The sequence below is a fragment of the Rickettsia endosymbiont of Hedychridium roseum genome (assembly GCF_964028255.1).
GTDB lineage: Bacteria > Pseudomonadota > Alphaproteobacteria > Rickettsiales > Rickettsiaceae > Rickettsia > Rickettsia asembonensis.
In genome coordinates, this window is sequence record NZ_OZ034753.1 from 244,255 (window position 1) to 262,011 (window position 17,757).

Consider the following 17,757-nt stretch of genomic DNA (forward strand, 5'->3'; position numbering starts at 1 on the left):
ATGTAAAAAAATATTATCTATTAAATGTATAAATCTCTGTTTTTTTGTTTAAAAATTTTTGCCGTGCTTATTCTAATAGGTTGTGCGGTTGTGGGGTATATAATATATCACTATTCGCGTGATTTACCTGATTACTCGCAGCTTGCACGTTATTATCCCCCCTCGGTAACGCGTATTTATTCTAGTAACGGTAAATTAATGGAGGAATACGCTTTTGAACGTCGTGTATTTGTACCGATTAATAGTGTACCGAGTTCATTAATAGAAAGTTTTATTGCAGCTGAGGATAAGAATTTCTATAACCATCCCGGCGTCGATTTACTTGGAATAGTTAGATCGGCATTTTTAAATATATCTAATTATTTACATCATAGGCGTATGGAAGGAGCGTCTACAATTACTCAGCAAGTGGTTAAAAATTTTCTGCTAACTAACGAAGTTTCTCTTGAACGTAAGATTAAAGAAGCGATTCTTTCTTATATGATTTCAAGAGTATTTACTAAAGATCAAATTTTAGAATTATATCTTAATCAAACATTCTTTGGTCGTGGTGCTTACGGTGTTGCGGCAGCTGCACAAAATTATTTTAATAAATCCGTAGAGGAACTTACTATTGCAGAATCAACTTTTATTGCGGCACTGCCTAAAGCCCCTTCCGAACTTAATCCAGAGAGAAACTACGCTAGAGTAAAAGCTCGTCGTGATTATGTAATAGCACGTATGTTTGAAGATGGTTACATAACAAAAGATGCTGCGAAAGAAGCTATGGATAGCCCGATAGTTTTACGTAAACGAGCTAAAGAAGAAACTGTTACGGCAGATTATTATGCTGCACAGGTTAGAGAAGAAGTAATTAGGATGTTAAATAGTAAGGAAGAATTTTATACCGGAGGTCTTACTATTATCACTTCTTTAGATGCAAAGATGCAGCAATTAGCCGAAAATTCTCTAAGAAAAGGTCTGAGAGAGTTTGATAGAAGGCGTGGTTTTAGAAAGCCTATAGCTAATATTCCTCTTGATAATTGGCAAGAGGAGCTAAAAAAACTACCGACTCCTCCATCGCTTTTAGAGTATAAATTAGCTGTAGTTCTGGATATGACCGATAATCATGCAGAGATTGGGCTTATAGACGGCAGTAAATCTAAGATTCCTATTGCTGAAATGAAATGGGCAAGAAGTAATCTTAAATCAGTGAAGACTTTGCTTAAAAAAGGCGATGTAATAGTGGTTGAACCCATAAAAGATACTTATGCTTTGCGTCAGATTCCTGAAGTAAACGGGGCTATTATGGTTATGAACCCGAATACCGGACAGATACTTGCAAGTGTTGGGGGATATGATTTTTCTACAAGTAAATTTGATAGAGTAACTCAAGCACTTCGTCAACCGGGTTCTTTGAGTAAAACCTTTGTTTATTTAGCAGCTCTTGAAAACGGTATTAAGCCGAATCAGATTTTTAACGATGGACCTATTGAGATTTCGCAAGGTCCGGGTATGCCTAGTTGGCGTCCTAAAAATTATGAGGGTAAGTTTTTAGGCGAAATCACTATGCGTACCGGTCTTGAAAAATCTCGTAATCTTATAACTGTAAGAGTTGCAACTGCCGTAGGACTTACAAAAATCGTTGATATAATTAAGCGATTCGGTATTAATAATGAACCAAAAAAAGTTTACTCTATGGTACTTGGTTCAATTGAAACCACACTTAGCAGAATGACTAATGCCTATGCAATTATTGCTAATGGTGGTAAAAAAGTTGAACCTCATTTTGTAGAATTAATTAAAGACCGTAACGGTAAAATTATTTATAGGCGAGATGATAGAGAATGTCTTTCTTGTAATGTTTCGGACGCCAATTTAGATATCGCAATATTAGAAATACCGAAAGAAGATATTTATATAGTTACGGATGAAGCTAGCGATTATCAAATTACTTCGTTTTTAACAGGAGCAATAGATAGAGGAACAGGTTATGCTGCGAAGAAGTTAGGGAAAATTATCGGTGGAAAAACCGGTACTAGTAACGATAGTAAAGATACATGGTTTGTAGGCTTTACGCCAAAAATAGTAGTCGGCAGTTATATGGGTTATGATACACCGAAAGAGCTTGGAAAAAGAGCAACAGGTTCAAACGTAGTATTGCCGATTTTTATTGATTTTATGAGTAATGCTTATAAGGATGAGCCATCGCTGCCTTTCAAAGTTCCAGATTCAATTAAGCTAATCGCCGTAGATAGAGCAACCGGTAAAATTACGCCAAGTGGCACTGTTATAGAAGCATTTAAAGTAAATAATGTTCAGATGCTTGAGAATGAAGATATGATCGATAATCACGATAATAATGATATTTTTGATTATGTGCCTAGTAAAGAGGATCAGTCTCAAGAGATTTATTAAGTATACTGTCATACCGTGGCTTGACCACGGTATCCAGAAATACAGTTTAGAGTCTATGTTGTTTTACTATTTTTAAACTGGATACCGTGGTCAAGCCACGGTATGACACCGAGCGTGTTTTCCGATCCACGCAACAATGCCTAGCGGGAATGACATCGGTATTATGTAACAAAACCACCTATTTTTATTTTAACCTATGAAAAAAATTATTTTATCTAACTGCCCTAATATCACTTACTATACCTTTTATAACTAGAGCAGATTGCTTTTTAGTTAAAGAAAATGACAAATTTATCAAGGAGGATGGTGATTGCAAATCACGCTATGCTCCATGTTCAACATTTAAAATTGTCTTAAGCTTGATGGGTTACGATGATGGTTTTTTAATTGATGAAACTCATCCGGAGTTACCTTTTAAAGAAGGATACGACGATTATCTTGAAGTTTGGAAGCAGTCACAAACTCCTAAAAGCTGGATAAAAAACAGCTGTCTTTGGTATTCACGTCTTATTACTAAAGAATTAGGTTATGAAAAATTTCATAGTTATGTGACAAAATTTAATTACGGTAACCAAGATATTTCAGGAGATAAAGGAAAGAATAACGGTTTAACTAATTCATGGCTTTCTAGTTCTTTAGAAATTTCACCGGAAGAACAAATAGCTTTTCTTCAAAAACTTGTTGCAAATCAATTACCTGTAAGCCTTAAAGCTCAGGAAATGACAAAAAATATTATGTTTATTGAAGATTTTGCAGATGGGTGGAAGCTCTACGGCAAAACAGGTAGTGGCAACCGCCTTAATGAAGATAGAACCGTAAAACTACAAGATCGTCAAATAGGGTGGTTTGTAGGTTGGTTACAAAAAAATGATAGAACAGTTTTCTTTGTACATTTCATTGAAGATACTAAACCTTATGATTCTTATGCAGGAAGACGTTCTAAAGAAGTAGCAAAAGAAAAGCTAAAGGAATTGATAAATAAAGAATTGAAATAAATTTCAATTTTTATTTTCGAGGAACAACCAACAGTGAATTTGCTATTGGTTGTTGATTAAAAATCAAAACTCTAAGTTATCTATACAGGAGTACCTTCGTCTTCATAGGTGCTGTCTCACTAAGTGTGTAAATTTCTAGGATAGGTTATATTAACAATAATATAATTTATCAGGAATAACATGAGTAACAGTAACCAAGAGAAGATAAAACAAGCAGTAGATTTGCTAATAGATAAAGATACTGATTTAACGAGTTTTTTTGCCAAAGACGGGATATTAAAGCAGTTAACTAAAAATATATTTGAAAGAGCCTTAAAAGCTGAGATGGATGAGCATCTTGTCTATAACAAATATGGCAGGATAGAGACTGACAATAGTAGAAATGGTGTATGCAAAAAAAGCCTAATTACTGAAGGTGGAGTATTGGAACTTGAAGTACCACGTGATAGAAATGCTGAATTTTCTCCTGTACTAGTGCCAAAGCGTCAGACTAGGATTGATGGATTAGATCAGAAGATATTATCCTTATATGCTAAAGGGATGAGCCTCTCTGACATTAAGATTCAGATTCATGAGCTATATGGTGCAGAGAACAGTGAAAGCCTTATTAGTCGGGTTACCGATAATGTTATGGATGAGGTCAGGAGTTGGCAGAATAGGCCTCTGGAAGCCATATATGCTATAGTATATTTTGATGCACTTATAGTTAAAGTACGTCAAGATAAGAGAATTATCAATAAGGCAGTATATGTAGCTTTAGGTGTAGATTTAACCGGAAGGAAAGATATTTTAGGCTTGTGTATTAGCGAGAATGAGGGAGCTAAATTTTGGTTAAATAATTTTACTGAAATGAAAGACAGGGGATTAAAAGATATCTTAATTGCTTGTAGCGATAATCTAACGGGCATGAGTGAGGCGATATCTGCAGTATATCCACAAACTGAGCATCAGCTGTGCATTGTACATCAAATCAGAAATAGTTTGTCATATGTAAGCTATAAAGATCGTAAAGAACTTGCAGCAGATTTGAAGCTAGTATACAGCTCTATCACTGAGGATGAAGCACTTACTGCCTTATCTGATTTTGATATGAAATGGGGCAAACAGTACCCACATATTGCAAAATCATGGCAAAATAATTGGCAGAATTTGATAATTTTTTTACAATACCCAGAAGTGATTAGGCGTATCATTTATACAACCAATGCAATCGAAGGTTTAAATAGTCAATTACGCAAGGTTACTAATAACAAAAGGGGTTTTCCTAACGACGACTCTGTATTTAAGACTTTGTACTTGACAATTGACTATATTACGCGAAAATGGAATATGCCTATCCAAAATTGGGGAGAGGCCATGGCTCACTTTTTGATAAAATTTGAGGGGCGAATTTAATGCCTATTTTAGAATTTACACACTTATATATCCAGAGCTTTTTTTCTGATTAGTGCAATAAAAAAGCCGAAAGCGGTAAGAATAATTCCAAGCCAAATAAAGCTCATCATTGGCTTGTAATATATTTTAGCATGAATTATATCGCCGTCTATATTACTTAAAACTGCATAAAGATCATATGATAAGTAAGAATATATATCACTTTCTTGCGATAAGCTCTTCTCAACTATATAAAGCCTATTTTCCGGCTTTAATATAGTTATATTACGGCTATTATCCTCAAGCCAAAATTCAGCAATTTGTCTATAATAATTTTTACCTTGAGCAAACTTAATATTTTGCAATGTTACTTTAAATTCATTAAATGTTTTACTTGTTCCTACTTCTCCGGTAAAATCCATTTCACTTTGTAATAATGCATTCGTTGTAATACTGAAAGCAATTAGTGCAAAACCAAAATGCCCAAGGATCATACTAGCAGCACTTGCTTTAAGTCTATTTCTAAAATAATTAGTTTTAATCAAAAGATAATGAACATTATGAAGCATCAAAAATATAGATGCGATTATAGTTAAAATCGATATAACACTAAATGTTACTTTTAATGATATTAAATAAGTAATTATTAGAGATAATATTAGAATTATAATATGTTTTTTAATAGTGCTTCTGGTAGTAAATAATCCTATAGTACAAAGAATAGGGATAACGAATATAATAAAATTATTAACAAAAAATGTTTCACTAATAATAATTGGTTTATCGTCAAATAAAGAGTAAATTGGCGGGTAAAGTGTGGCAGCTATTAGCACAATAAGGCTAAGTAGGAAGAATATGTTGCCAAGGAGTATGGCTTTTGCTATTGTTATCATCCCGCGGCTTGACCGCGGGATCCAGTTAAAAGTATTATCAATTGTTTTTTGGATCCCGAGGTCAAGCCGCGGGATGACACACAGTCCTCCAATCCCCATAATCAAAAATATCCCAAGTAAGTATATTCCTCTCTCAGGTGAGAATGCAAAAGAGTGAATTGAGGTAATAAAACCGGAACGTACTAAAAAAGTACTAAATATTACTAATAAAAAAGTAACAATTGATAAGATTATCGTCCAGTTATGCAAGGGGGCTATACGGTTTGTTTTGGTAGTAACTATTATAGAATGATGTAACATAATTCCGGATAACCAAGGAAATAGCGAAATATTTTCTACCGGGTCGAAAAACCAAAATCCACCCCAGCCGAGTTCTCTATAGGCCCACCAAGAACCTAGGCTAATTCCTATGGTAGTAAATAAGATACCGATATTGGAAAATGTTTTGAGAAGATGAATAGGTGTCATCCCGTGGTCCCGCCACGGGATCCAGTTAAAAATACTAAAATTATTAGTATTTTTTATTGTTTTTATGGACCCCGTGGTCCCGCCACGGGGTGACACAATAGAGGCACAAACAATAGTAAAAGGCACTACATAGCTGACATAGCCTAAATAAAGCAGAGGAGGATGGATGCTCAAAGCAATATCTTGTAGCATCGGGTTTAGTCCAAGCCCCTCTTTAGGAGCGAAAGAAAACACGTTAAAAGGATTGGAGGTAAAGTAAATAAAACTGCTAAAAAATAATTGTATGGCTGATAGAATAATAATAGATAAAAATTTAAGCCGGTTATCTTTAAGTAAAAATATATAACAGCAACTAACGATTTGTAATAAACAAAACCATAATAACATTGAGCTTTCGTGGCTCGACCAACTACCGGCTATTTTATATATTAAAGGTTTTAAAGTACTGGAATTTAAGAAAACATTTTGTAGTGAAAAGTCAGAAATAATAAAAGCATAGACTAGGGTAAAAAAGGCAAGTATAGCACATGAGGCAGCTATGTAGAAAAGAAAAACGGTTGTCATTCCGCGGCTTGACCGCGGAATCCATTTACTAATTATTTTGTTGGATCCCGTGGTCAAGCCACGGGATGACAAAGGTACATAAACAATCGACATCCCGCTTAAGCACATCGTTGTTAGCAGTAAAAAATTACCGATTTCACTCACTGCTTATTGTTTCCTCGGTAGTAGGCTCTGGATATATAAGTGTGTAAATTCTAAAATAGGCATTAAATTCGCCCCTCAAATTTTATCAAAAAGTGAGCCATGTCCTCTCCCCAATTTTGGATAGGCATATTTCATTTTCGCGTAATATAGTCAATTGTCAAGTACAAAGTCTTAAATACAGAGTCGTCGTTAGGAAAACCCCTTTTGTTATTAGTAACCTTGCGTAATTGACTATTTAAACCTTCGATTGCATTGGTTGTATAAATGATACGCCTAATCACTTCTGGGTATTGTAAAAAAATTATCAAATTCTGCCAATTATTTTGCCATGATTTTGCAATATGTGGGTACTGTTTGCCCCATTTCATATCAAAATCAGATAAGGCAGTAAGTGCTTCATCCTCAGTGATAGAGCTGTATACTAGCTTCAAATCTGCTGCAAGTTCTTTACGGTCTTTATAGCTTACATATGACAAACTATTTCTGATTTGATGTACAATGCACAGCTGATGCTCAGTTTGTGGATATACTGCAGATATCGCCTCACTCATGCCCGTTAGATTATCGCTACAAGCAATTAAGATATCTTTTAATCCCCTGTCTTTCATTTCAGTAAAATTATTTAACCAAAATTTAGCTCCCTCATTCTCGCTAATACACAAGCCTAAAATATCTTTCCTTCCGGTTAAATCTACACCTAAAGCTACATATACTGCCTTATTGATAATTCTCTTATCTTGACGTACTTTAACTATAAGTGCATCAAAATATACTATAGCATATATGGCTTCCAGAGGCCTATTCTGCCAACTCCTGACCTCATCCATAACATTATCGGTAACCCGACTAATAAGGCTTTCACTGTTCTCTGCACCATATAGCTCATGAATCTGAATCTTAATGTCAGAGAGGCTCATCCCTTTAGCATATAAGGATAATATCTTCTGATCTAATCCATCAATCCTAGTCTGACGCTTTGGCACTAGTACAGGAGAAAATTCAGCATTTCTATCACGTGGTACTTCAAGTTCCAATACTCCACCTTCAGTAATTAGGCTTTTTTTGCATACACCATTTCTACTATTGTCAGTCTCTATCCTGCCATATTTGTTATAGACAAGATGCTCATCCATCTCAGCTTTTAAGGCTCTTTCAAATATATTTTTAGTTAACTGCTTTAATATCCCGTCTTTGGCAAAAAAACTCGTTAAATCAGTATCTTTATCTATTAGCAAATCTACTGCTTGTTTTATCTTCTCTTGGTTACTGTTACTCATGTTATTCCTGATAAATTATATTATTGTTAATATAACCTATCCTAGAAATTTACACACTTAGTGAGACAGCACCAAAGAATCTTTGATATGTGTTAAATAATAATCTCTTTCTATCATCCTTGTAATTTCATAATGACACTTTGAATTTACAATATAATTTAAATCAAATAATAGCAAGATTTTTCTGGGTCTTGTGTACTTTTGATTAATGATTATTCTATTAAAAATGCTCAGGATTTAGGCTCCTCTACCGGGTTTTCCTATCTCTCTTTGTCTTTCTTCTAATACCTTACTTGTATGCAGTCCTACCGCTTCTTTATCTTTACTAAATTTACTTTTTCCTAAATTAACTATAGTTTCTGCTACTACTCCTAGAACTTTCGGGTCTGATAATAATTTTAACGCCGGCACTATAATTTTACCGTATTCATGTTTGCTAAATTTATCGGCAATTTTAATTAATTCAGGTGCATGTTTACCGGCTATCTTTACTAATTTTTCACCGTCTAGTTTTAATTTTTGACCCTTAGGTGTTTTGTTTAAAAACTCATCTACAACAGGTCCTAAACTACTTGCATGTTTTGTTAATAGTTCAGGAAGGTCTTTTTCAATTATTTTGCTTATTTCAGGATTATTATTTTTAATTTCTATCAAAGTACTAATCAATTCCTTGACCTCTTTTGATTTCTCTTCCTTTGGAAGTGACTTAATTAACTGGGTTTTTTGTATTATATCGGCAACTTTATCGTTATCAGAAAGAGCAAGGCTAGAAAGTTTAGTAATTGACGGCAGAACATCTTTTACAAAAGGCATAGAGGCATCTAGTACTTTATGTATAAACTCAGGATCTTTTCCTTTTGATTCTATTCTTTCTATTACTTTAGTATGTTTTAAAACATCTAATATATCCTGTTTATTATCATCTAAATATTGCGGTAATTCTTTTTCTAAAACAGGAGATCAATTATCGATAATTTTTTTGGCATTTTCAACTAACTCTACTATTTGAGGTTTTTTTCCTTTTAATAACTCTTTTTTAGTTTCAGTATCTAACCCTTCCATATTTAGGTTAATTTTAGTCCAACGCTGATTTTCTTTAAGCTGACTATAAGCTTTTATAGCTGAAGGAGTACTTTCAATTAATTTTTCGCTAGAATTTGCAAGTAGTGCTACTGTATTTGCAATTAATTCAGGTTTAGCGATTTTTTGTGCTTTATTATTTATTATATTTTCCGTAATCTGAACTAACTCCTTTTGATTATCAGGATTTTTTAAAAATTGTACTAAATCGTGATTAAGAAAGGGCTTTACTTTGTCTGAAGTAATAATGTCATGTATATTTTTTAATATAGCACCTTGAGATAACTCGTTTTTTTGTTTAATATTCTTATATATTTCTTGTAGTTTTGGGTTTAAATCGCTTTCTAATGCTTTAGATATTAAATCTACTCCTAGGGTAGATAATTCTCTGACAAATTTAGGACTTATTTTGTCTAATATATTTATTTTTTCTGTTTCGGAAGTTTGAAAGTTTTTTGTTATTTTACTAAGCCTCTTATTTAAAATAGGCGTGAGAAGATATGGGATAACTTTAGATTGTAAAATAGTTTCTTTTGAGCTATTAGATATAGTTTCGGAATGTAAAACAGCAGCACATTTTTTTATAAGCGATTCTGCATCTGCTATTATCTTGCAACCGGCTTCAATAGAATCTACATTAGTGGTAGCACTTCTCGCTTTTCTGAGGTTATTAAGCTCCATTGCAAGATCAGGTAAAACTTGAGAAGCCTCCCAAGTAAATTGCAATGCACTAGGGACATTCCCGACTGCTTGGATAACACTTTGTATTATACCTAAATTATCTTTATTAAGATCTAGATATTGTTTATTTAACTCATCATATTTTTTATTACCTGTTTCAGACCCAATAGCTGCCCATCCAGCTTCAACCCAAGAAAGTTTTTTATATTCTTCATCAAGCTGTTGCCTTATATTATCAATGGATTCCTGCTCTTGGCTTTTAGACATTCAAATACCTTTATATAATTTAATATTATTTTACTATAATTATTTAAAGGCTTATAAAATTTTACTTTTTAATTTTTAAAGTCATGGTTATCTTGCAATGGTTTTTTACTGTAATTCTTCATTTACTGGTAAATCAATACTAACCTCTCCACACAATGAAATAATATTCTTCGTTACCTGAAAATCTATATCCGGGTTGTTATACTTTTCATTTTTCTGAATCCGGTAGTAGTAGTAATCAGGATCAGGACATAATTCCATTATTTTCGGTAAAGGTTTTTGCTCGATAGTACTGACATTATACTCACGTTTTAAAACTTCAGCCGGCACCCCTTTTGTATCACCATTTACCGGTAAATCCATACTAACCTCTCCACATAATGAAACAATATTCTCCATTACCTGAGGATCTATATCCGGGTTGTTATGCTCTTTATTTTCCCGAATCCAGTCGTAGTAATAAGGGTCAGGCCATAGTTCCGTGACTTTCGGCAAAGATTCTGGCGGTATAGTACCAAACTTATACCCGCGTTTTAAAACTTCAGCCGGCATCCCCCCTGTATCACCGATACAATATATTTGCGAGTAATGCAAAATCGATTTAATATTATTATCGATATCTATATGGATTATATAATATTCACGTTGTACATAATTAAGAAATGTCGCTGCTATAAGCGATATATCAGGATACGTTTTTATATTTACTAAAGCTATATTTTCTAAGTTTTCAGGACATTGAACTATTCTATCTGAAGCCATTAATCCTTCAAACTCTTCCTCGCCTATTTTTTCTTTTAGTCTACTTTTGTATTCTTGCTCTTTATCTGAAGGAAATACTATTTTATCATTTTTACAATCAACCAAAAAAGGAGTTTTAATAGCATATTTAATAAATAAATCTTTTAGTTTCATAATAATAAATTTTTTAATATATGCGGCTATAATATTAATAATTTGTTATATGTCAAATCATATCTTCTAGTCTATCTAGGTAATGCTTTACCAATCGTAGCAACTTCGCTTCAGGACTTAAGTTTTTCACTGCCCATTTTTTAATCCAAGGTTCGGCGAGTTGCCACATATTAACATTACCGTCTAGCTGTCTGCCTATCCCTTCAACCATTATCAAAGTCTTTTGCAATAACAATAATTCCGGTTGTACTTCCATGCCGAAATCTTCAGTGATTTTAAATAAATGTGCAAGCAGCTTACCTATGGAAATATTTTTTGTGGGTGTCCCTACTATAGGCTCGGTAACTGCTCTACAACTTTGAGCGAATAAATCTAAATCGGTATTTGATGGGATGTAGCCGGCTCTTAAATGTACTTTAGCAACTAATTTATAATCACGGTTTAAAAAACCAAATAGACTTTCGGCAACGGCTAAACGATCTTTTTCTTTAAGTCTTCCCATAATACCGAAATCAAGTAAAATTATCTTACCTTGCTTATTCACTAAAATATTGCCTGCATGTAAATCAGCATGAAAAAACCCGTCTCTATAGGCTTGATTGAAAAACATTACGGCGAAATTCTGAGCTATTTTTGCAGGCTCTAATCCCAATTCTTTTAGCAGCGAAGTATCATATATAGAAGTTCCTTCTAACCACTCGGTAGTTAGTATATTTTCTGATGTTAAGTCCCAATATATTTTAGGGATTATCACATTAATATCATTTCGCATATTATCCATAAGCTCAGAAGAAGCTGCCGCTTCTAGCCTTAAATCAAGCTCAAATCTCATAGTTTCATGAAATTTATCAACTACTTTAATCGGTTTTAGCCTTTTTGCTTTAGAAAATTTTGAGATAATTTTTGCAAGAAAATATAGCAGCTTAATATCTCTGTTATATTTTTTATGAATACCCGGACGCAGAATTTTCACCGCAACATATTCACCAGTTGCGAGTTGTGCCTTATGTACTTGGGAGATTGATGCTGCGGCAATGGGCGTATCGTTGAAGTATGATATTGTCATACCGCGAGCTTGTAGCGGTATCCAGTTATTGTTATGGATTCCGTGGTCAAGCCACGGAATGACATCATTCTCACCAAACTCCCTCTCTATAATTTCTCTAGCCACCCCACTATCAAACGGAGGTAATTTATCTTGCAGTAACCTTAAATAACCTGCTATCTCTGCTCCTACTAAATCGGGTCTTGTCGAAAGAGTTTGTCCGAATTTTATATAAATAGGTCCAAGTTCGCTTAAACAATCTATTAGGCGTTTGCCGTAATCTTCATGCGGTTCTTTAAATAATGATAATGGAGCAGAAAATAAAGCTAATATATAACCGATAAACCTGAAATATTTAGGGCTTTTTGAATCAATTAGGATTCGTTTTTTACTGATGATACGGAAAATACGTATTAAATTAAAAAAATTACTTATCATATCTTATACGCACTGTGAATAGCAACTATTCCGCCGCTCAAATTTTTATAACTAACTTCTTCAAATCCTGCTTCTTTAAGCATTATTCTAAACTCGTCTTGCGAGGGAAATAACTCGATACTTTCAACCAAATATTCATATGCCTCTTTATTACCGGTGATTGCCTGACCGATGGTAGGTATAATACTAAATGAATAAAATTTATAAAAATCTTTAAAATAACTTTCTTTTACCTTTGAAAACTCAAGGCATATAAACTTACCCATTGGCTTTAAAACCCTATATGCTTCTTTTAAAGCTTTATTAATATCAGGTACGTTTCTAATACCGAATGCTATAGTATAATAATCAAAGCCATTATCTGGAAACGGTAGTTCTTCTGCACTTGCTACAGTAAATTTAAGGTTCTGAAATAAATTAAGATCAATTGCTTTTTTCTTAGCATTCTTTAGCATCTCTTCATTTATATCGCTTAAAGTTAAAGCAATATTATTGCCTCTATCTCTTGCTTTTTTAGCAAGCTTTAAAGCGATATCACCGCTACCGCTAGCGACGTCTAATATATGAGAGTTAAGATTTGGAATTTGCCTAATAAATTCATCTTTCCACAAACGATGTAGTCCAAAACTCATTAAGTCATTCATTAAATCATACTTATCGGCGACATTAGAAAAAACGCTATTTACTAACCCTTGTTTTTTAGTGTAGTCTACTTTTTTAAAGCCAAAATTTGTTTGGTTCATAGTTTTTTATTATAAATATTAGTATCAAATGCCGGAACTTCCTGAAGTAGAAACTCTTAAAAACTCCCTAAAAGATAAGCTAATCGGGCTTATTATAGGAAATGTAGAGTTAAAAAGAGATAATTTACGTTATAAGCTATCCCCGCTTTTAGCTTCCGAAATCTCAAATACTAATATACTGGATGTTAGGCGTCGTGCAAAATATTTAATTATAGATTTTAATAATGATTATTCTTTAATAGTTCATCTAGGTATGAGCGGTAGATTTACTCTGCAACCTTCTAACTATGAAACTAAAAAACACGATCATGTAATTTTTGATTTAAGTAACGGTGAAAAGTTAATTTTTAACGATACTAGACGATTCGGAATGGTTTATAGCTTTAAAACTAATTTCTTAGAAAAAGAATTTTTTAATGATTTAGGAATAGAACCGCTTTCTGATTTATTAACACTGGGATATTTAAAAAGCAAATTAATTACTCGAAAAATACCGATAAAAAACTTGATTATGGATAATAGAGTTATAGTCGGAGTCGGCAATATTTACGCTTCAGAAAGTCTTCATTTAGCTAGAATTCATCCGGATAAATTAGGTAGCAATTTAAGGGATGATGAAATAGAAAGTTTAATTAAATCGATTAGAGAAGTATTAGCTAAAGCTATAACTGCCGGCGGCACTACCCTTAAAGATTTTGTAAACGGTGATAACAAACCCGGTTATTTTACCCAGCAACTTACGGTTTACGGCAGAGAAGGACAAAATTGTTTAAACTGCTCTAGCACTATTATCAAGACAAAACATTCAGGCAGGAGTACTTTTTATTGTAGAACCTGTCAATATAGTGAATTTACTTGACATATTTTTTAAAACTATTTATAAAGCTCTCTATTGCTTATTCAATTAATAGTTGTAAAATATATGAGAATAAAGCCAGTGATTATAGCGGGGGGTAGCGGTAAAAGACTATGGCCCTTATCCTCTAAGGATAAACCGAAAAAATTTAAAAAAATATTGAGTGATCTAACTTTACTTCAGCAAACATTAAACCGAAATAAATTTCTAGGACAACCTACTATTATTACTTCCAAAAAATATGAATCAATCACTAAAGAACAAGCAGCAGAAATAGATGTAGAAATAGAATTAATTACCGAGCCTTTACAAAAAAATACTGCCGTTTGTGCCATTATTACGGCATTATCGGCTAAAGCACAAGGGTTTGATATCGTAGTGTTACTACCTTCGGACCATCATATAGCGGATAATCTAAATTATCTTAATACTATAAATAAAGCTTTACATTATGTTAATGAATTCGGTATTTGCACTATAGGCATTCCTATAAATTTTATAAGTGCCGAGTATGGCTATATAAACACAGGATTATCAATTGCAGAAAATGTTTATCTAGTTGATCATTTCATTGAAAAACCTATATTAGAGTAAGCAAAAAAACATTTTCAACGTAATGAATATTTTTGGAATTCAGGAATTTTTGTATACGATATTAACTTCTTCTTAAACTTAGCAATGAACCTTCAACCTGATTTATTTTGTATTGCAGAAAAAGCATTTAATACTGCTATAAAAAATGAGAAAAGTTTGGCAATAGACGATGAAGCTTATAATGAAATCGAAGCAATTTCTATAGACAATGCTATAATGGAATATATTTCGGGAATGGTCATGATAAAAGCTGATTTTGTTTGGAACGATCTTGGTACTTGGCATTCCTTATTACAAGTAAAACATCAAAATATAAATGATAATTATTGCGAGGGGAACGTAGTAACAAGCAATACTACAAACTCTTTCATTAGTTCTAATAATAAATTAACTACCGTAGTAGGTCTTGACAATGTCATAATTATCGATACTATGAACGGTCTTTTGGTTGCCGATAAATCAAAAATGAATGAAATCAAAGAATTAGTAATGAAAATAGAACAAAATTAAAATGAATGATCTAAGAAAGCTAAAATCCTATTTACTGCTCTTTTTAAGAGAAAATCTGATTCATCACCGAATTATAAAATATATGAAAAAGCCTTTCTAAATAATATTTTGTCTTCTGAAGAAATAAAATTAGAAATTATGAAAGGAAATAACGAAGCTTGTTATATTCTTGCTAAAACTTACGAAATAATTAATCGTAATCCCCAATATGAATATAACTCTATGTTATTAATATTGATTGGAAGTAAATTAGGAAATACAGAATGTACACAGCTTGTTTATTCATATCCTACAAAATATACAAGCTTTGAGTCTACTGTTAATAATTTTATTCAGAATTATATAGGACGATCTGATATCACTTTTGATGATGCTATATTACAGCTGCTTACTCCGATACTTTAAATACTTCAATTTTAGGAGACCCAAATTATAATAATATGTATAACCATGGTTGAACACATATTACTACATAATTTACTACTAATATTCAAGATTATTGACATAGTATTATTGCTTATATATCCTATTTTTACGAGGCTTAAACCTCATCATTATAGTAATAGATGTTGAATTATATCCAATTTATAGGAAATATTTTATTTTTTTAAGAATATAGCGAATACCGGCAAATAGCTAACCCATTTACGGTATGAGGTATGTTTTTAAAAAATTAAAAGATAATGGATAAATTAGACCTCTTCGGAAACAAGGGTTTAGGGAGGAATTTGAAGGAGACACGGAAGTGCTTGCCACCGGCAGCGTACAAAAGCGTACGTGAGGATTCGAGTACCGGATTGACGTACAAATTACCCCTAGAAGTAGAGTTTCCGAAGAGGTCTATTGAATATAATTCAACTTCTTTTACTATAAATATAGCTAATCTTATAAACTTCAAAAATCTTTAAGTTATAGGAACAACTTAGTAATAAAGAAGTTCATTTTAGTTGAGTTACAACATGGAAAATACTACAGAAGAACAAATAATAATATCTGAATTCAAAAATGATGAAGAAGAAAAAAGATTAAAAGCAGAAGATTCACGAAAGCAACTTAAAGCAATATTAATAACATTTGGTATTATTTTGACCGGTTTTTTAACTTTTACTTATTTCTTTTTTAATTACATAGAAGAAAAAGCGGAAGAATACAAACAACAGCAACAACAAGAAATTCAACAAACTAATAAGAGTTGAATATTAGATGGTGCTGTCTCACTAAGTGTGTAAATTTCTAGGATAGGTTATATTAACAATAATATAATTTATCAGGAATAACATGAGTAACAGTAACCAAGAGAAGATAAAACAAGCAGTAGATTTGCTAATAGATAAAGATACTGATTTAACGAGTTTTTTTGCCAAAGACGGGATATTAAAGCAGTTAACTAAAAATATATTTGAAAGAGCCTTAAAAGCTGAGATGGATGAGCATCTTGTCTATAACAAATATGGCAGGATAGAGACTAACAATAGTAGAAATGGTGTATGCAAAAAAAGCCTAATTACTGAAGGTAGAGTATTGGAACTTGAAGTACCACGTGATAGAAATGCTGAATTTTCTCCTGTACTAGTGCCAAAGCGTCAGACTAGGATTGATGGATTAGATCAGAAGATATTATCCTTATATGCTAAAGGGATGAGCCTCTCTGACATTAAGATTCAGATTCATGAGCTATATGGTGCAGAGAACAGTGAAAGCCTTATTAGTCGGGTTACCGATAATGTTATGGATGAGGTCAGGAGTTGGCAGAATAGGCCTCTGGAAGCCATATATGCTATAGTATATTTTGATGCACTTATGGTTAAAGTACGTCAAGATAAGAGAATTATCAATAAGGCAGTATATGTAGCTTTAGGTGTAGATTTAACCGGAAGGAAAGATATTTTAGGCTTGTGTATTAGCGAGAATGAGGGAGCTAAATTTTGGTTAAATAATTTTACTGAAATGAAAGACAGGGGATTAAAAGATATCTTAATTGCTTGTAGCGATAATCTAACGGGCATGAGTGAGGCGATATCTGCAGTATATCCACAAACTGAGCATCAGCTGTGCATTGTACATCAAATCAGAAATAGTTTGTCATATGTAAGCTATAAAGATCGTAAAGAACTTGCAGCAGATTTGAAGCTAGTATACAGCTCTATCACTGAGGATGAAGCACTTACTGCCTTATCTGATTTTGATATGAAATGGGGCAAACAGTACCCACATATTGCAAAATCATGGCAAAATAATTGGCAGAATTTGATAATTTTTTTACAATACCCAGAAGTGATTAGGCGTATCATTTATACAACCAATGCAATCGAAGGTTTAAATAGTCAATTACACAAGGTTACTAATAACAAAAGGGGTTTTCCTAACGACGACTCTATATTTAAGACTTTGTACTTGACAATTGACTATATTACGCGAAAATGGAATATGCCTATCCAAAATTGGGGAGAGGCCATGGCTCACTTTTTGATAAAATTTGATGGGCGAATTTAATGCCTATTTTAGAATTTACACAC

Annotated in this window: 14 protein-coding genes and 5 pseudogenes; 9 read left to right on the forward strand and 10 right to left on the reverse strand. The window is 32.9% G+C overall.

Features of this window, described 5'->3' with window-relative positions; all coding sequences use genetic code 11:
- The first annotated feature begins 24 nt into the window (after positions 1 to 24).
- Positions 25 to 2,397, forward strand: a complete 2,373-nt coding sequence (locus AC5587_RS01445) for a penicillin-binding protein 1A (RefSeq protein ID WP_499162622.1) — start codon at positions 25 to 27, stop codon at positions 2,395 to 2,397.
- A gap of 46 nt (positions 2,398 to 2,443) precedes the next feature.
- Here the strand turns inward: AC5587_RS01445 and AC5587_RS01450 are convergent, their stop codons facing one another.
- Complete coding sequence (locus AC5587_RS01450) at positions 2,444 to 2,569, reverse strand: hypothetical protein (RefSeq protein WP_410527868.1); 126 nt, start codon at positions 2,567 to 2,569, stop codon at positions 2,444 to 2,446.
- A 55-nt stretch (positions 2,570 to 2,624) separates the two neighbouring features.
- On the opposite strand from AC5587_RS01450, the gene blaOXA reads away from it, so the two are divergent.
- Both blaOXA and AC5587_RS01460 read left to right on the forward strand, forming a co-directional pair.
- On the forward strand, positions 2,625 to 3,392 hold the full coding sequence (gene blaOXA, locus AC5587_RS01455) for a class D beta-lactamase (protein ID WP_499162969.1): 768 nt from the start codon (positions 2,625 to 2,627) through the stop codon (positions 3,390 to 3,392).
- A 180-nt stretch (positions 3,393 to 3,572) separates the two neighbouring features.
- The gene (locus tag AC5587_RS01460) at positions 3,573 to 4,787 is read left to right on the forward strand and encodes an IS256 family transposase (RefSeq protein WP_499161854.1); all 1,215 of its coding nucleotides are present in this window, start codon (positions 3,573 to 3,575) and stop codon (positions 4,785 to 4,787) included.
- Positions 4,788 to 4,810: 23 nt separating this feature from the next.
- Here AC5587_RS01460 and AC5587_RS01465 read toward each other — a convergent pair.
- From AC5587_RS01465 to ubiE, 9 genes and pseudogenes are all read right to left on the reverse strand, one after another.
- Positions 4,811 to 5,641 (reverse strand): annotated as a pseudogene (locus AC5587_RS01465) (cytochrome c-type biogenesis CcmF C-terminal domain-containing protein); the annotation flags it as partial.
- 101 nt (positions 5,642 to 5,742) lie between these two features.
- Positions 5,743 to 6,691, reverse strand: a pseudogene (gene ccsA, locus AC5587_RS01470) (cytochrome c biogenesis protein CcsA); the annotation flags it as partial.
- 206 nt (positions 6,692 to 6,897) lie between these two features.
- A pseudogene (locus AC5587_RS01475) lies at positions 6,898 to 8,112 on the reverse strand (IS256 family transposase).
- Positions 8,113 to 8,349: 237 nt separating this feature from the next.
- Positions 8,350 to 8,925, reverse strand: coding sequence for a hypothetical protein (locus AC5587_RS01480; protein ID WP_499162623.1), 576 nt, complete (start codon positions 8,923 to 8,925; stop codon positions 8,350 to 8,352).
- Positions 8,926 to 9,072: 147 nt separating this feature from the next.
- Complete coding sequence (locus tag AC5587_RS01485; protein ID WP_499162624.1) at positions 9,073 to 10,140, reverse strand: hypothetical protein; 1,068 nt, start codon at positions 10,138 to 10,140, stop codon at positions 9,073 to 9,075.
- A 105-nt stretch (positions 10,141 to 10,245) separates the two neighbouring features.
- Positions 10,246 to 10,470, reverse strand: coding sequence for a hypothetical protein (locus AC5587_RS01490; RefSeq protein ID WP_499162970.1), 225 nt, complete (start codon positions 10,468 to 10,470; stop codon positions 10,246 to 10,248).
- Between the two features lie 15 nt (positions 10,471 to 10,485).
- A pseudogene (locus AC5587_RS01495) lies at positions 10,486 to 10,692 on the reverse strand (hypothetical protein); the annotation flags it as partial.
- A gap of 415 nt (positions 10,693 to 11,107) precedes the next feature.
- The gene (gene ubiB, locus AC5587_RS01500) at positions 11,108 to 12,538 is read right to left on the reverse strand and encodes a 2-polyprenylphenol 6-hydroxylase (RefSeq protein WP_499162625.1); all 1,431 of its coding nucleotides are present in this window, start codon (positions 12,536 to 12,538) and stop codon (positions 11,108 to 11,110) included.
- Positions 12,535 to 13,281, reverse strand: coding sequence for a bifunctional demethylmenaquinone methyltransferase/2-methoxy-6-polyprenyl-1,4-benzoquinol methylase UbiE (gene ubiE / locus AC5587_RS01505; RefSeq protein ID WP_499162626.1), 747 nt, complete (start codon positions 13,279 to 13,281; stop codon positions 12,535 to 12,537). Before ubiE ends, ubiB begins: the two co-directional genes overlap by 4 nt.
- Positions 13,282 to 13,309: 28 nt before the next feature.
- Here ubiE and mutM point away from each other — a divergent pair, with 28 nt between their 5' ends.
- The 6 genes and pseudogenes from mutM (at position 13,310) to AC5587_RS01535 (ending at position 17,734) form a co-directional block, all read left to right on the forward strand.
- Positions 13,310 to 14,140, forward strand: a complete 831-nt coding sequence (gene mutM / locus AC5587_RS01510) for a bifunctional DNA-formamidopyrimidine glycosylase/DNA-(apurinic or apyrimidinic site) lyase (RefSeq protein ID WP_499162627.1) — start codon at positions 13,310 to 13,312, stop codon at positions 14,138 to 14,140.
- 69 nt (positions 14,141 to 14,209) lie between these two features.
- Positions 14,210 to 14,731: pseudogene (locus AC5587_RS01515) on the forward strand (sugar phosphate nucleotidyltransferase); the annotation flags it as partial.
- An 84-nt stretch (positions 14,732 to 14,815) separates the two neighbouring features.
- A complete protein-coding gene (locus AC5587_RS01520; RefSeq protein WP_499162628.1) occupies positions 14,816 to 15,241 on the forward strand; it encodes a hypothetical protein in 426 nt (141 codons plus the stop codon).
- Between the two features lie 138 nt (positions 15,242 to 15,379).
- A complete protein-coding gene (locus AC5587_RS01525; RefSeq protein WP_499162629.1) occupies positions 15,380 to 15,646 on the forward strand; it encodes a hypothetical protein in 267 nt (88 codons plus the stop codon).
- Positions 15,647 to 16,200: 554 nt separating this feature from the next.
- Positions 16,201 to 16,437 (forward strand): RP671a family tick cell line-upregulated protein, encoded by a 237-nt coding sequence (locus tag AC5587_RS01530; protein WP_499162630.1) that lies wholly within the window; start codon positions 16,201 to 16,203, stop codon positions 16,435 to 16,437.
- 82 nt (positions 16,438 to 16,519) lie between these two features.
- Positions 16,520 to 17,734: an IS256 family transposase gene (locus tag AC5587_RS01535; RefSeq protein WP_499162631.1), complete on the forward strand. Its 1,215-nt coding sequence runs from the start codon at positions 16,520 to 16,522 to the stop codon at positions 17,732 to 17,734.
- Positions 17,735 to 17,757 lie beyond the last annotated feature (23 nt).